This window comes from Gardnerella sp. 26-12, assembly GCF_001660745.1.
Taxonomy (GTDB): Bacteria; Actinomycetota; Actinomycetes; order Actinomycetales; family Bifidobacteriaceae; genus Bifidobacterium; species Bifidobacterium swidsinskii.
In genome coordinates this window covers 1-15,432 of the sequence record NZ_LWSR01000006.1, presented here as the reverse complement: position 1 = coordinate 15,432, position 15,432 = coordinate 1, and the positions used below count along the sequence as shown (strand labels likewise).

At 42.7% G+C, this 15,432-nt stretch carries 12 protein-coding genes; 10 read left to right on the top strand and 2 right to left on the bottom strand.

Annotated elements, in window-relative coordinates:
- On the top strand, positions 1-638 hold a 638-nt coding region (locus A5295_RS00885), incomplete at its 5' end, for a hypothetical protein (protein WP_064621466.1).
- Between the two features lie 142 nt (positions 639-780).
- Here the strand turns inward: A5295_RS00885 and A5295_RS00880 are convergent.
- Positions 781-1,275, bottom strand: coding sequence for an inorganic diphosphatase (locus tag A5295_RS00880; protein WP_004105658.1), 495 nt, complete (start codon positions 1,273-1,275; stop codon positions 781-783).
- Between the two features lie 303 nt (positions 1,276-1,578).
- On the opposite strand from A5295_RS00880, the gene A5295_RS00875 reads away from it, so the two are divergent.
- The 5 genes from A5295_RS00875 to A5295_RS00855 all read left to right on the top strand — a co-directional run bounded on the left by A5295_RS00875 (position 1,579) and on the right by A5295_RS00855 (position 9,136).
- Positions 1,579-4,017, top strand: a complete 2,439-nt coding sequence (locus tag A5295_RS00875; protein ID WP_064621465.1) for an acyltransferase family protein — start codon at positions 1,579-1,581, stop codon at positions 4,015-4,017.
- Between the two features lie 103 nt (positions 4,018-4,120).
- On the top strand, positions 4,121-5,701 hold the full coding sequence (gene zwf, locus A5295_RS00870; protein ID WP_064621464.1) for a glucose-6-phosphate dehydrogenase: 1,581 nt from the start codon (positions 4,121-4,123) through the stop codon (positions 5,699-5,701).
- A complete protein-coding gene (locus A5295_RS00865; protein WP_004109831.1) occupies positions 5,698-6,639 on the top strand; it encodes a glucose-6-phosphate dehydrogenase assembly protein OpcA in 942 nt (313 codons plus the stop codon). Before zwf ends, A5295_RS00865 begins: the two co-directional genes overlap by 4 nt.
- 54 nt (positions 6,640-6,693) lie before the next feature.
- The gene (gene pgl / locus A5295_RS00860) at positions 6,694-7,518 is read left to right on the top strand and encodes a 6-phosphogluconolactonase (RefSeq protein ID WP_004109833.1); all 825 of its coding nucleotides are present in this window, start codon (positions 6,694-6,696) and stop codon (positions 7,516-7,518) included.
- Between the two features lie 280 nt (positions 7,519-7,798).
- Complete coding sequence (locus A5295_RS00855; protein WP_004109838.1) at positions 7,799-9,136, top strand: ATP-binding protein; 1,338 nt, start codon at positions 7,799-7,801, stop codon at positions 9,134-9,136.
- An 89-nt stretch (positions 9,137-9,225) separates the two neighbouring features.
- On the opposite strand, the gene gndA is transcribed toward A5295_RS00855, so the two are convergent.
- Positions 9,226-10,680 (bottom strand): NADP-dependent phosphogluconate dehydrogenase, encoded by a 1,455-nt coding sequence (gndA, locus tag A5295_RS00850; RefSeq protein ID WP_004109841.1) that lies wholly within the window; start codon positions 10,678-10,680, stop codon positions 9,226-9,228.
- Between the two features lie 427 nt (positions 10,681-11,107).
- On the opposite strand from gndA, the gene nrdH reads away from it, so the two are divergent.
- The 4 genes from nrdH to nrdF all read left to right on the top strand — a co-directional run bounded on the left by nrdH (position 11,108) and on the right by nrdF (position 15,335).
- Positions 11,108-11,368 (top strand): glutaredoxin-like protein NrdH, encoded by a 261-nt coding sequence (gene nrdH, locus A5295_RS00845; RefSeq protein ID WP_004574150.1) that lies wholly within the window; start codon positions 11,108-11,110, stop codon positions 11,366-11,368.
- A 3-nt stretch (positions 11,369-11,371) separates the two neighbouring features.
- Entirely contained in the window at positions 11,372-11,872 is a 501-nt protein-coding gene (gene nrdI / locus A5295_RS00840; RefSeq protein WP_064621463.1) for a class Ib ribonucleoside-diphosphate reductase assembly flavoprotein NrdI, read from the top strand.
- A 93-nt stretch (positions 11,873-11,965) separates the two neighbouring features.
- Positions 11,966-14,173: a class 1b ribonucleoside-diphosphate reductase subunit alpha gene (gene nrdE / locus A5295_RS00835; protein WP_064621470.1), complete on the top strand. Its 2,208-nt coding sequence runs from the start codon at positions 11,966-11,968 to the stop codon at positions 14,171-14,173.
- An 82-nt stretch (positions 14,174-14,255) separates the two neighbouring features.
- Positions 14,256-15,335: a class 1b ribonucleoside-diphosphate reductase subunit beta gene (nrdF, locus tag A5295_RS00830; RefSeq protein WP_012913780.1), complete on the top strand. Its 1,080-nt coding sequence runs from the start codon at positions 14,256-14,258 to the stop codon at positions 15,333-15,335.
- Positions 15,336-15,432 lie beyond the last annotated feature (97 nt).

The window sequence follows — 15,432 nt, the reverse complement described above, 5'->3', positions numbered from 1 at the left end:
TATTGCCAATCGCAACAGCAAAAATAACACTTATATTATGCCTTATCATAATGCTTACATTTATAGCGTTGTGGCCACTGCACGGAAATGTAATTGACCGAGCTATTGCATTATGCGCAGGAATTGCTTCTACATGGTTTGCAACCGGAGTATTAAAGGGATGGCTACCAAAAAGCGTCATTATCGATAACGAAACTGTGTCAATGAGTAAGTTCATTGCTGCAATTCACCCTTACGAACGTTGGGCTGTATCTTTTGCTCTAATTCTTGTAGCAGCAACATTTGTAACATTCTTGAGGCAAATGCTGCGCGAGAATCGCACAAATTTAGTACGAAATCTTTCGCACACGTTGACTGCAAGTATTGCTTGTGCAGCACTTCCGGGTTGGCTATTTTTGCCGTCAATTATTAGTTTTATGCCATCGCTTCGCAATTTAAACGGTGGAATACTCGTTATAGTACTGTGCATATTTATGCTAATCGCGCTATCAGGACTTTCATATTTATGGGTTCGCAACAATTATGAAGAATACGAAACTGGAATAGTTTCGCACGATATCGCCATTTCTATATTGCCAATAATGTTTTCAGGAATGCTCGTGTATCTTGCAGGCCTTGGAATGCTAGTAGCTGCTTAAAATTATTTAAAGCGTATGTAACGTTACGTTTTAATTTACTTTTGAAATCACCTGCTTACATAAAAACGTCGAAAACACGGCATGTGTCTTCGACGTTTTATTTAACTTTTAATTTTTATTGTTTTGCTTATTAAAACGAAACTTATTTTTCGCTTTCTTCCAAGCGTTTGCGAGCTGCAACGATTTCCTTCTCAGCCTGCTCAACGCCAGCCCAGAAGTCACCAGGAAGAACTTCCTTACCTGGTTCCAAAGCCTTGTACTGCTCGAAGAAGTGCTTGATTTCAGCCTTGTGATACTCGTTCACGTCATCGATATCCTTGATGTCGTCGAAACGAACGTCCGCTGGAACACACAAAACCTTGTCGTCTCCACCGGCTTCGTCAACCATGTGATACAAGCCAACAGCGCGGCACTCAACAACGCATCCTGGGAACACAGAATTTGGAATCATAACAAGAGCGTCGAGTGGATCGCCATCTTCGCCCAAAGTGCCATCAATATAACCGTAATCATCTGGATAACCCATAGCTGTGAAAAGGGTGCGATCCAAGAATACGCGACCAGTTTCGTGATCCACTTCATACTTGTTCTTAGAACCGCGTGGAATCTCTACCACAACGTTAAAAGTTTCTGCCATATTGGCTCCTTTGATAACTTTAATAACAATTCATATAACTGTTCTATCTCACTTTAGCGCGCACCGACGAACGACAGCAATAGAGCATATAAAACAAAATTTTGTTAACAAATTTCGTTAAATAATAAACGTTTTGTATCACTTACAGAAGTAGCATAAAATCACCTATTTCTAGCACATCCTAGGCATAGCAACAAGACACGCTTTAAGCTATAAAAGTGTCTTAATACACAGTTACTATTGCTACGTTTTACACACGATATGTTGCATACATACCAGTATGGTTACCGAAGCGTAGGCAAGATGACAAAAAAGAGATGCGTGAACACTTCCACTGCTTCACAAGCAGATCAATCCTTCAAAATAAAGAAGGTTCCTGCAGAAAAAAATGCTAGTAAAACGACCTCAACTAATCTTTCAGCAAATGCAAATAATACCGTAGAAAAAACTGTTAATAGCGCAAAAGCTGAAAATAAACAATCATCTACTTTACCTACAAATACTGTTTCGAAGCGAAATAAAGCAATAGACGGTTTAAGAGCTCTAGCAATTATTGGTATTGTATGCTTTCATATGCGTCCAAGCCTTCTTATGGGAGGATTCCTTGGAGTAACACTGTTTTTGGTATTGGCAGGATATTTTTGCACGAGATCAGTTCTGCGCTATTTAAATGCAGATGAAAACGCAAAAAATGCAAAAAATATCGAAGATAATAATAAAAATACTCAAGGAATCAGGCATTACTGGGAGTATTTACTAAAGCGCGTAAAAAGAATTTGGCCGTCAACACTTGGAATTATCGCTATAACAGCACCAATTATGTGGCTTTTTTCGCCAAGTCTACTACCAAAATTACAAGCGGATGCTCTTTCAGGCTCCGGATTCTTTAGCAACATAATGTATGTTGCTCGTAAGCTTTCATATTTTGAACAGTCCGGATTACCTTCTCCTATCAAACATCTTTGGTATCTCGGACTTTTAATGCAGGCTTTTGTTATATGGCCTATTATCCTTGCTGCACTTATTAAATTCGTGCGTAGCAAGCTAATACGCATGTATATCACAGCAGGCTTAATCATACTTTCTTCTATTCTTACTTTTACTTTTGCCTACTTATTTAACAATTACACAACTCCAGCTCGCGTCTACTATTCTCTAGATACGAGAGCATCAGAATTCTTAATGGGTGCAATGCTAGCAATGTACGGTGCTTGGTTTGCAAAACATTCATTCCACGCGTGGCTTATTCATGCATTACATTTGCTAATGGGCAAAAAGAACATATCGGTCAGCTTAGCTTCATCAGTTAAGTTAGATAGTAATGCAGATAGTAGTGTAGATAATTCAGCACTAACGAAAAAATCAGATAAAGCCTACGCAAATAACGAAAAAGTATTTGCTGAAGATGGAATACCTGCTGACTTGCGCGAAGGATTACAAATTGATTTATCAGATAATAGCGTAGCTCCAGATATACAAGAACTTCCAAATAACGCATTCAATAAGCCAAAAACTGTTTTTTATAATCCACTTCATGCATGGCAGAGATCTTGCATTGGACTGTTGGCAACAATTGTGTTGTGCTACTGCTTTGTGTATGCAGAAGGCACATCTTCAGTATTTGTTTTTGGCGGATACACAATAACAGCAGCCGCTTGCACACTAATACTGTGGTCGTGCACGCAAACTGATAATATTTGCTCGAGAATATTTGCATGGGCTCCGCTCGCTTATATCGGCAGACGCTCTTTTGCAATTTATTTAGTTCACTTCCCTGTTCTTGAATTATTCAACCCAGCAAATAGAACAACTGCTGTATCTACAGGAGAGCAAGTCTTGCAAGCACTAGTAATAGTTGTACTTGCAGAATGCTTGTATCAATTATTTGAAAAGCCAATACAAGATCAACAATTATTTAAGCTTATTCGCTCTGTCTCACTAACTTTGTGCTGCATAATTATTGTGTCGTTAATTATCTTGCCAGTAAATTGGCAGGATATAGCTAAGCATAGGTCAATGCAGCTTCGCCCAGAATTGACAGCACAAGTAGAGCAATCTTCATCGTCAAATAAAAAACCTACTGCTTTTGACAAAACTAATTCTAAGCAAGAAACAAAAGAAAAAGCAGTTCCAAAAGGTGTGCAAAAGAATGTAGTAAAACAGTCTCTTCCACCTACACCATCGAAGTATCGCATTCTCTTCCCTATTGCAGAAAAAGTTCCACGAAATCTTGTTACTACTCATACGCGGATCGACAAACGACGCAATACTTGTTCCGTAAACTTAACTATGGTTGGAGATTCTATTACTGAAGGCGCTAAACCATATTTGATGCAAGTTATGCCTAACGCTTATATAGATGGAAAAGTGAGTAGACAAATTTTCCACGGAGCTGATGAATACGAGAAAGATATTTCGGTAAAACACGCTGGAGATGTGGTGATTTTCGCTCTTGGAACCAACGGTCCTCCTCATGACGATAGCGTGCTTCAACACATGGTTGATGTCGCAAAAGGTAGACCTGTTTATTTCGTTACCACACGAGTTCCGCAACCTTGGCAGGATGCAACGAACGATAGCTTACGCAAGTTCGCAGCAACTCATCATAATGTTGGCATTATAGACTGGCATGGTTTGAGTAATGGTCACTCGGAATATTTGACTGACGATGGAGTTCACTTAACTCCAATCGGCGGTCCACAATACGCGAAGATGATTCGTTTAGCTGTATGCGGCGGCTGAAAATTAGAGTTATAACGCGCTAAAACTTTTTAATACTGTTATTAAGCATAATAAATTGCGTTTTGCGTGGTGAAAATAGCTACGAAATATTACGATAGTATCTATGACTGAGTTGAGGACACTACGTGATTCGCAAGACGCTAGGGAAAGCGTATCTACTTGGACGAATCCTTTGCGCGATCCGCGTGATTTGCGTTTAGCTCGCATTGCGGGTCCGTGCAGCCTAGTAATTTTTGGCATTACTGGCGATTTAGCACGCAAAAAACTTATGCCAGCAGTATATGATTTAGCTAATCGCGGACTTTTGCCTCCAGGATTTGGTTTAACTGGTTTTGCGAGACGCGATTGGACGGATGAACATTTCGTAAACTTTGTGCGCGAAAATATTGAGCAGCATTGCAGAACGCCATTTCGTGAGTCAACTTGGATTAATCTCGCTAAAGGCATACGTTTCGTACGCGGCACCTTTGATGATGCGTCCGCATTTGAGCGTTTAAGCAAAACAGTGAACGAACTTGATCGAGACAGAGGTACTCGCGGAAATCACGCTTTTTACATGTCTATTCCGCCTTCCAGCTTCCCAGTTGTTGCCCAACAGCTTGCAGCATCAGGTCTTTCGCACTCTTCTGAGCATGCTTGGCGACGCGTAATTATTGAAAAACCTTTTGGCCACGATTTAGCGAGCGCACGAGAATTGGATCGCGTCGTTTCTGAAGTTTTTGATCCTAATTCTGTATTCCGAATTGACCATTATTTAGGCAAGGAAACTGTGCAAAACTTGCTGGCTTTCCGCTTTGCTAACGCAATGTATGAGCCGATCTGGAACGCAAATTACGTCGATCACGTGCAAATTACGATGGCTGAAGATATTGGCATTGGCGGAAGAGCCGGATACTACGACGGAATCGGTGCTGCTCGTGACGTGATTCAGAACCATTTGCTTCAACTTATGGCTCTTACTGCTATGGAAGAGCCTGTAAGCTTCCGCGCTAGCGATTTGACTGCTGAAAAAACAAAAGTATTATCTGCAATCCGACTACCTCAAGACTTGGCTGCCAACACTGCTCGAGGACAGTATGCAGCAGGATGGCAGGGCTCTTACAAAGCTGTTGGATACTTGGAAGAACAAGGCATTGATCCTCAAAGCACTACTGAAACGTACGCTGCAGTGCGACTTGACGTTGATACTCGCCGTTGGGCTGGAGTTCCGTTCTACTTGCGAACCGGAAAACGTTTAGGCAAGCGCGTTACGGAAATTGCTGTTATTTTTAAGCGCGCTCCGCATTTGCCGTTTGAGTCTACTGCTGTGCGCGAACTTGGCAGTAACGCTATTGTGATTCGAGTTCAGCCGGATGAGGGCGTTACTATGCGTTTCGGCGCAAAAGTTCCTGGCGGCACAGCTATGGAAGTTCGAGACGTTTCTATGGACTTTAGTTACGGACGCTCTTTTACTGAAAGTTCCCCTGAAGCTTACGAGCGATTAATTCTTGACGTACTTCTTGGCGAACCACCGCTATTCCCAACTACGCAAGAAGTAGATTTAAGTTGGAAAATTCTTGACCCTATTGAGGAATTCTGGAGTTCGCTTGGCACACAACCGCAACCGTATCGCGCTGGAACGTGGGGTCCAGCAGAAGCTGATGCTATGCTTGCTCGAGATAATCGCCATTGGAGATTGCCATGATTATCAACCTTCCTGATACCAATACAAGCAAAATTGCAGCAAAAATCGACGAATTGCACGAAGAGCGCGGCGAATCCGCTACTGGTCGAGTGCTCACTTTGCTTATTGATACAACTCTTAAAGAATTAGAGCATGCACTTGATGCAGCAAACGCAGCTAGTCGCGAGCATCCTTGCCGAGTTATTGCAATGGTTCGAGATTGGTCTAGCGAACACGCTGCTGAGCGCGGTGAAGTTGTGCCAAATCTTGATGCTCAAGTGCGTTTTGGCGCAGATGCTGGAGCTGGTGAAATTATTATTTTGTATCCGCACAACGGTTTAGTTCGTCATCCGGATACGCTTGTTATTCCACTACTCGTGCCAGATGCGCCGATTGTTGCATGGTGGCCAACAAACGCTCCTGAAGATCCTGCTCACGATTTGCTTGGAGCTATGGCAAGTAGCAGAATTACTGACGCACAGCGAGCAGACGATACTCTTAAAACTGTGCAAAACTTGCGCAAAAACTGGTCTCCGCAAGATGCAGATTTGTCTTGGACGCGTTTAACTCCTTGGCGCGCGTTACTTGCTTCTATGCTCGATCAACCTCCACATTTGCCTATTCTTAGCGCGAAGATTGTGGGTCCTACTCATTACGTATCTTTGCACTTACTGGCAGCTTGGCTTAAGAGTAGCTTGCATGTTCCTGTAGAAATAGTTGAAAATCCTGAAGCTCAAGCTATTACTTCCGTAACTTTAGAACGCGAGGATGGCACATTGTCACTCACTCGCCCTGCTGGCGGAGATCAAGCTTTGATTAGTCTGCCTGGACAGGCTGCACAACCTATTGCGCTTCCTATTCGCACTCTGGATGATTGCTTAAGCGAAGAATTGCGACGCATTGATCCTGACGAAATTTACGCGCAGTTGGTGCGAGATAATCCTGCAGAAAATGCGTGAATCATTACGTGAAACAATTCGTGAAACATTTTCAATGGCATAAAAGGAACAACTATGACAAATAATGAAGTTACTTTTGCGCATAACGCAAGTATTTACGGATACGATAATCGCGATGTGCTTGCAGCTGTTGCAGCCCAACGCTTGGTGACTCTTATTATGGAATCACAGAATGATGTGCAAAATCTCAATAAACCATTCCATTTACTTCTTACTGGTGGCACAGATTCAATACGCATGTTCCAAATGCTTGCTAGCAATCCACTTTTACCAGCAATTAATTGGAATTTAGTGCATATTTGGTGGGCAGATGAGCGTTTCGTAGCTTATGATAGCGAGGATCGCAATGCACGCAAGGCTCGCGAAATGTTTCTTAACTTACTTACTTCTAACAAAGCTTTGGCAGAATCTCATATTCACGAAATGCCTGCAGATGAGCGTAATGCGGAGGAAATTGCAGCAGCCAGCGACGCTGAAAATGACGCTATTTTAGATGCTGCAGCGCGCGACTATGAGGAAGAAATTGTGAGCATACTTGGCAAAGAGCCAGTGTTTGATTTAGCAATTCTCGGTATGGGGCCGGATGCGCATATGGCTTCACTTTTCCCAGGATTACCGCAGGTTAATAATCGCGATCGCATTGTTGTTGGAGTAAATCACTCCCCTAAGTTGCCGCCTATGCGCTTAACTCTTACTGTTCCTGTATTAGCTCACAGTCACTGCACTTGGTTTTTGACTGCCGGAGCAGAAAAGGGCGCTGCTTTAATGAATTCACTTTCGGGAGCTAATAATCCTGAATATCCTGCGTCTTTTGCAAACGGAACAGACGAAATCTCTTGGCTAACCACCGCAGAAACTTTGCAAGCTGCTATTGAATAACTGCATAGTTTTCTAGCAATATGCATAATATTCAGCAAGTCAAAGATTAAATGCGCTACACAAATTGGCGCAAATGCGAAAATAGCGTGTTCAAAACATGGCGCATTTGGGAAAATCGACCCCTAAAAACATGGCGCATTTGGGAAAATCTGCTTGACAAAATATGTCGCATTTGGGAAAATCTTTATAAAACCGTTGAAATTACAAGGAAAACCGCACTCGGCAACACTTGAACAAATCAAGCGCAAATTTGTAATAAAAGAAAGAGCACAAAAATCGCATGTTTGATAGAAAAATATACAAAGAAATGCTGAAATGGAAGCATGAATATGCGCCAAATTATGCGCTTTTTCTTAAAGGAGCAAGACGAGTTGGCAAAACAACATTAGCTGAAAAACTTGGCAAAGAAGAGTATAAGTCTTATATTCTTATTCGTTTCGATCAAACCGAAGAAGACATTAAGCAACTTTTTATAAACAGTCTAAGAGATTTAGATACTCTATTTAACACAATACAGTTAGCTTATAATACCAGACTTTATAAGCGAGAATCTCTTATAATACTTGACGAAATACAACTATTTCCGCAAGCTCGGCAAGCAATAAAAACTCTGCTTGAAGACGCTCGCTATGATTACATTGAAACAGGCTCACTTGCTTCTATTACAAAGAAAAGCAAGGATATTCTCATACCCTCAGAAGAGTACACGCTAGAAGTACTTCCACTTGACTATGAAGAGTATTTATTAGCGAACAATAACAACATGATTTTCCCTACTATTAAAGATCACTTTGAATCACTTAAACCTATGGGCAGTATGCACCAGAGCATAATGAAGTCTTTTAGAGAGTACATGTTGGTTGGAGGAATGCCACAAGCTGTTCAAGCATATGTTGATACAAAAGATTTTGCGAAGGTTGACTTTGCTAAACAACAAATAATCAATCTTTATAAGCAAGATATGCAAGACCAGGAAGAAGAAAACCCTAGTTACGTAACTAATTTTTTCGATAGAATTCCAGCAGAGCTTTCCAAACATGACAAACGTTACATGCTATCTCACGTAGATTCCAACGCGCGCATTAAAGAGTATAGGGATCCAATACGCTGGCTTGAAGAAGCGATGATAGTAAACATTGCAAACAGCGTTGAAGATCCGAGTGTAGCTTTGAATCTATCTACTATCAATCCTTCTTTCAAATGCTACATGATGGATACAGGACTCTTAACTTCGTTAGCATACAAAGATAAGCCTTACCTAGAAAACGAACTTTATAAGGCAATTCTGCTAGACAAATTACACATTAATGAAGGAATGATAATAGAAAATATTGTCTCACAGTGCCTAAAAGCAAATGGACACAACGCGTATTTTTACAAAAAAACAAATACCAATACCAAAAAGACAGTAATGGAAATAGATTTTCTCTTAAGAAAAAATAACAAGATTATTCCGATAGAAGTAAAATCTGGCAGCAGTAAAAATGTAAAGTCAATTACAAACTTTATGGAAGCTTTTAGTAAAACCAGCAGCGAAGGAATCGTGCTTCACCACGGAGAAATTAAGCGCGAAGGCAAACTGCTTTACCTACCGTACTACATGGCTTCTGTATTGTAAAAAGAAAGCGTCGCATGCAGAATAACAACGCATGTGACGCTTTTTACATAATTGACATTTTAAATTTTATATATACACTTTTACATGCACTAATCTTGCTTTACTTCTGGGCGATTAGGATCTGCCCACAAAGTGTGGAATACGCCTGGCTCGTCAATACGACCGTAAGTATGAGCACCGAAGAAATCACGCTGAGCCTGAATAAGCGAAGCCGGCAAACGCTTAGAACGCAAACCATCGTAGTATGCAAGCAAGCTAGAGAATGCTGGCACAGGCACACCATGCTCCACCGCACGCGCAATAACCCTACGCCAAGCAGCTTGAGACTTTTCAATTGCAGCCTTAAAGTACGGTGCAAAAAGCAAAGAAACGCTTGCTTCACCGGACTCAAAAGCCTCGGAAACGCGGTTCAAGAACTGAGCGCGAATAATGCAGCCGCCTCGCCAAATACGAGCAACTGCAGCCTGGTCAATCTTCCAATCATGCTCAATTGCAGCAGCCGCAATCTCATCGAAGCCCTGAGCATAAGAAACAATCTTAGAAGCGTACAAAGCTTGGCGAATATCCTCAATAAACGCCTTACGCTCAGCATCGTTCAAATCAAAATGCACATCCGGACCAGTCAAACCTTGACTTTCGGCAGCTTCTCGCAAAGCAACCTGACTGGAAAGTCCGCGAGCAAACACGGCTTCAGCGATACCCGTAACTGGTATGCCAAGCGAAAGCGCAGATTGTACAGTCCAAGTACCAGTGCCCTTCATGCCAGCATGATCCACCATCATCTCAACCAAAGGCTTACCAGTCTTAGCATCCTTCTGGCGAAGCACATCCGCAGTAATCTCAATCAAATAAGAATCAAGCTCGCCCTTATTCCACTCGCTAAACACATCCGCGATTTCGTCGGACTTCATGCCCAAACCGCGAAGCATTAAATCGTAGCTTTCGGCAATAAGCTGCATATCCGAGTACTCGATGCCATTGTGAACCATCTTCACAAAATGACCAGCACCATCGGTACCAATATGCGTTACGCAAGGCTCACCTTCAGCAACAGCAGCAATAGACTTCAAAATAGGACCAAGAGTCTTCCAAGATTCCTCAGTGCCACCAGGCATCATCGAAGGACCACGCAAAGCACCTTCTTCGCCACCAGAAACACCGCAACCAACGTAATGAAGACCACGCGCGCGAATGTCACGCTCTCTGCGAATCGTATCTTCAAAATAAGAGTTTCCGCCGTCGACGATAATATCTCCAGGCTCCATAGCATTTGCAAGTTCTTCAATCACAGCATCCGTAGGAGCACCAGCTTTTACCATAATTATTGCGGTGCGCGGACGCTTTAGAGAAGCCACAAATTCTTCAACAGTTTTTGAAGGCACAAAAGCACCTTCACTGCCATGCTCATTCATTAAAGTTTCAGTGCGCGAATAATGACGATTATAAACAGCTACTGTATTTCCATGATGCGCAAGATTACGCGCTAAATTCGAACCCATGGCAGCCAAACCAACAACACCAATATTTGCCTGAGCTTGAGTCATAATGACACCTCTTATCTTGTACTTGTTTTGTTATTTGCACGCATGCTTTGCGCACCCAAGCAATCTGCATTATCTACAAAATGCACAACTTTTTATTTTGCGTTACGCCCCTTCAAGAAACGCACTTAATAATTTTATAGGCGGATATGCACAAGGCTTAACAATATGCAAGTTAAGTAGTTCCAAATATAAATTCTGTGAAATAGATTACATTTTTAATCGTTAAAACTAAGCTCATATTCACTTCATAAAACACGACACGCTTACAAACACGCTATTTTTAGCTATTTTAAATAATAACTATATATAGTGTTTACACAGTCGACACACCACTATAAATAGTGCTTATTCAGAGTAAGCTAACTACTTGGCTTTTGTCGATACAACACGGAATTGCAAAATTCCCCCATCACCAGAGGAGATTGAAATGACTATCACAGTGTTTACTAAACCTCATTGCCCACAGTGTGATGCAACTAAGCGACAGTTCACAAAACTTGGCGTGAACTTTGAAACAGTAGACTTGTCAAAAAGCCCTGAATCACTCGAACAGTTAAGAAATGCCGGATACCGTCAAGCTCCAGTAGTCATTGCTCCCGACGCATCCTGGAGTGGGTACCGTCCAGATCTAATTGCGCAAATTGCGGATAAACTCGGAACTTCCGCAGAGGCAGCAAAAGAAGCATAAGAAATGTGTGAGCAAGAAAATATAACACAACAAAGCGAGCCTGAATCGCGCGCACAAGGCGAATCAATCGGAGCTGTAGTCTACTTTTCCTCAGTTTCCGAAAACACGTTAAGATTTGTGCAAAATTGCGATTTTCCAAGCAATAACGTAAACGTGTACCGCATACCACTTCGCCCTAAAGAGCCGGAATTAAACGTGCGCGAACCGTACGTTTTGATTGTTCCAACTTACGGCGGTGGAAATATTGCGAAAGCAATACCAATGCAAGTTCGCAAATTCTTAAATAATCGCGAAAATCGTTCGTTTATTCGCGGGGTAATTTCTTCCGGAAATACAAATTTTGGAGAAGCATATTGCGCTGCAGGCGGTCAAATTGCAGGAAAGTGCAAAATCCCAAATATGTACTCGTTTGAACTCACAGGAACTGCAGAAGATATAGAAAAAGTAGCGCATGGGATACCGAGATTTTTAAAACAACTCAAAGAAACAGAACAAACGAAATAAACGAAATAAGTAAAAGAAACAAAACAAACAGCGTTTGAAAAACAAAAATAACGCATGAAGAAAGGAACAAACCCCATGAATAGCACAGATCCGATGAGCGAATCTACTTCGCTTAATCTTGATCACACTGATTCTGCAAGCACAACTGCCAGCACAACAGCAGAGCGCATTCGCAATAGCCGCGACTACCACGTTCTTAACGCTATGCTCGGTCTTTTTGACCCAGAAAAAGGCATTCAGTTTGATAAAGATCAGGAAGCAGAAAAGCTTTACGTTTCGGATTACGTGCAAGAACACAGCATGAAGTTTGCTTCAACTCGCGAACGCTTGAACTATTTGATTGACAACTATTACTACAACGGCAACGTGTTCAACAAATACAGCGATGAGTTTCTCGATAAATTCTACGAGCATGCAGAAGCCGCTCACCACACTTTTGGCACATTCTTAGGTGCTTTTAAGTTCTACACTTCTTACGCTTTAAAGACTTTCGACGGCAAACAGTATTTGGAAAACTTCGCTCAACGCGCAGCTGCAGTCGCTTTGGAACTCGCAGACGGCGACGAAAAAGCAGCGCTCAACTATTTGGACGAAATGCTTGCAGGTCGCTTCCAGCCAGCCACTCCAACGTTCTTGAATCTTGGTAAAGCTCAGCGCGGAGAGGCTGTGAGCTGCTTCCTCGTGCGTTTGGAAGATAATATGGAGTCTATTGCGCGCGGAATTAATTCTGCTTTGCAACTTTCTAAACGAGGCGGCGGCGTGGCTCTTTTGCTTACGAATTTGCGCGAGCTTGGCGCTCCTATTAAGCGCATCGAAAATCAGTCGAGTGGCGTTGTACCTGTTATGAAGCTTTTGGAAGATTCATTCTCTTACGCTAATCAGCTTGGCGCTCGTCAGGGCGCTGGTGCTGTGTATATTAGCGCTCACCACCCAGATATTATGCGTTTCCTCGACACTAAGCGCGAGAACGCGGACGAGAAGATTCGTATTAAGTCGCTTTCTTTAGGCGTTGTTATTCCAGATATTACTTTTGAGCTTGCTAAGCGCAAAGAAAAGATGGCTTTGTTTAGCCCTTACGATGTTGAGCGCGAATATGGCAAGCCTTTTGCAGACATTTCTGTTACTGAACATTACGACGAGATGGTTGCAAATCCTCGCATTCACAAGAAGTACATCGACGCTCGCGAATTCTTTATGACACTTGCGGAAATTCAGTTTGAGTCTGGCTACCCTTACATTTTGTTTGAGGATACTGTGAATCGCACAAATCCTATTAAGGGTCGCATTACTATGAGCAACTTGTGCTCCGAGATTTTGCAAACTCAGGAAGCAAGCACTTATAACGCTGACTTATCTTATAGTCACGTTGGCCGCGACATTTCTTGCAATCTCGGCTCTCTTAATATTGCTAAGGCAATGGATGGTGACTTGGGTGCAAGCGTTGATTTGGCGGTACGTGCGCTCACTTCTGTTTCTGAGCATACTTCGATTGATTCTGTACCTTCGATTCGTCGCGGAAACGCAGAAGGTCACGCTATTGGCTTGGGTCAAATGAATTTGCACGGTTTCCTTGCTCGCGAGCACATGCAGTACGGAAGCGAGGAAGCTCTTGACTTTACAGACATGTACTTTATGACTGTTGCTTACCACGCTTATAAGGCTTCTCACGCTTTGGCTGTAGAGCGCGGACACGCTTTTGCAAGCCTTAAAACGAGTGCCTACGCTAAGCCTGCAGGAAAAGGCAACTATTTCGATAAATACACTGATGGAAGTCGTTCTCTTGAGCCTCGCACTCAAGCGGTTCGCGATTTGTTTGCTCGTTTCAATGTTGCGATTCCAAGTGTTTCAGACTGGGAGCAACTGCGCGACGAGATTTTGCGCGACGGCATTTACAACGAGTATTTGCAGGCTGTTCCTCCAACTGGCTCAATCTCTTACATCAACCATTCCACGAGTTCAATCCACCCAATTGCTTCTCGCATTGAGATTCGTAAAGAGGGCAAAGTTGGTCGCGTCTACTACCCTGCAGCATACATGACGAACGACAATATGCAGTACTTTAAGGATGCTTACGAGATTGGCTGGAAGGCAATTATTGATACTTACGCTGAAGCAACTCAGCATGTGGATCAGGGATTGTCGCTTACTTTGTTCTTCCCAGACACTACGACTACTCGCGATTTGAACAAGGCTCAGATTTACGCATGGCGCAAGGGCATTAAGACTCTTTACTACATTCGTATTCGCCAGAAAGCTTTGGAAGGTACGGAAATCGAAGGTTGCGTAAGCTGCACGCTGTAAGTCGTAACGCTGTGAATTTTTCGCACGCCAAATCAAAAACTTAAAAATTTTATAAAACGTAAACACAGAATCAGGAGTAATAATGACAGAACTCAGCCCAACCGAGCTTAGAAGTAGCCTCGATAAGCCTTTCGGCACAAATCGCGTAATCGCAGATGACGCTATGATGGCAGCTTCTATCACACCATCTCAGTACCGCTACCATCACGGATCGCGCGTACGCCCAGTTAATTGGAATAATATTGTTGACGACAAGGATTTGGACGTTTGGAATCGCCTTATTGCTAACTTCTGGCTTCCAGAAAAGGTTCCGCTGAGCAACGATATTCCTTCTTGGCGTTCCCTCACCGATCTTGAGCGCAAGACCACTACTCGCGTTTTTACAGGCTTGACTTTACTCGATACCAGCCAGGCAACTATTGGCGAGCTTTGCCAAATTGAGCACGCTCGCACGGAGCACGAGCAGGCTATTTACACGAATATTGCTTTTATGCAGTCGATTCACGCTCGCTCCTACTCCTCTATTTTCTCTACTCTTTGCTCTAGCGAAGAGATTGACGAAGCTTATCGTTGGGCTGTTGGCAACGACGTTTTGCAGCAGCGTGTTACCACAGTGCTTTGCGAGTATGAGAGCGAAGATCCGCTTAAGCGCAAGATTGCTGCAACTATGCTTTCTTCGTTGCTTCTTTACGCGGGATTCTACCTTCCGCTTTATTTTGCTTCTCGCGGTAAGATGATGAACACTGCAGATATGATTCGTTTGATTTTGCGCGATAAAGCGATTCACGGCTACTATTCTGGCTACAAGTTCCAGCGCGGTTTGGAGCTTAGAAGCGAGAACGATAAGAAGAATCTTGAAAAGTTCACTATGAACTTGCTCGACACTTTGTATGATCTGGAAGTTGAGTATTCTGGTCAGATTTATGAAGGATTTGACTTCCATGATGACGTTTTTGACTTCGTGCGCTACAACGCTAACAAGGCTTTGATGAATCTTGGTTACCCTGCCAAGTACAGCGAAGAAGAAACTCACGTAAGCCCAGAAATTCTCGCTGCTCTTTCTCCTGCAGCCGACGAAAATCACGACTTCTTCTCCGGCTCTGGTTCCAGCTACATTATGGGCAAGTCAGTTGAAACCGACGACGATGATTGGGATTTCTAATCAAATAGTTGATTTACTAACTGATTTGCTGAATAACTGAATAACTAACTGATTGGTTAACTAATTACTGTCTCTTATACACATCTGACGCTGCCGA

What these genes read in the sequence shown, in the direction of transcription:
- nrdH (WP_004574150.1), top strand. Translation starts at nt 11,108, where the DNA reads ATGACTATCACAGTGTTTACTAAACCTCATTGCCCACAGTGTGATGCA.
- A5295_RS00865 (WP_004109831.1), top strand. Translation starts at nt 5,698, where the DNA reads ATGATTATCAACCTTCCTGATACCAATACAAGCAAAATTGCAGCAAAA.
- nrdE (WP_064621470.1), top strand. Translation starts at nt 11,966, where the DNA reads ATGAGCGAATCTACTTCGCTTAATCTTGATCACACTGATTCTGCAAGC.
- zwf (WP_064621464.1), top strand. Translation starts at nt 4,121, where the DNA reads ATGACTGAGTTGAGGACACTACGTGATTCGCAAGACGCTAGGGAAAGC.
- A5295_RS00880 (WP_004105658.1), bottom strand. Translation starts at nt 1,275, where the DNA reads ATGGCAGAAACTTTTAACGTTGTGGTAGAGATTCCACGCGGTTCTAAG.
- pgl (WP_004109833.1), top strand. Translation starts at nt 6,694, where the DNA reads ATGACAAATAATGAAGTTACTTTTGCGCATAACGCAAGTATTTACGGA.
- A5295_RS00875 (WP_064621465.1), top strand. Translation starts at nt 1,579, where the DNA reads ATGACAAAAAAGAGATGCGTGAACACTTCCACTGCTTCACAAGCAGAT.
- nrdF (WP_012913780.1), top strand. Translation starts at nt 14,256, where the DNA reads ATGACAGAACTCAGCCCAACCGAGCTTAGAAGTAGCCTCGATAAGCCT.
- gndA (WP_004109841.1), bottom strand. Translation starts at nt 10,680, where the DNA reads ATGACTCAAGCTCAGGCAAATATTGGTGTTGTTGGTTTGGCTGCCATG.
- A5295_RS00855 (WP_004109838.1), top strand. Translation starts at nt 7,799, where the DNA reads ATGTTTGATAGAAAAATATACAAAGAAATGCTGAAATGGAAGCATGAA.
- nrdI (WP_064621463.1), top strand. Translation starts at nt 11,372, where the DNA reads ATGTGTGAGCAAGAAAATATAACACAACAAAGCGAGCCTGAATCGCGC.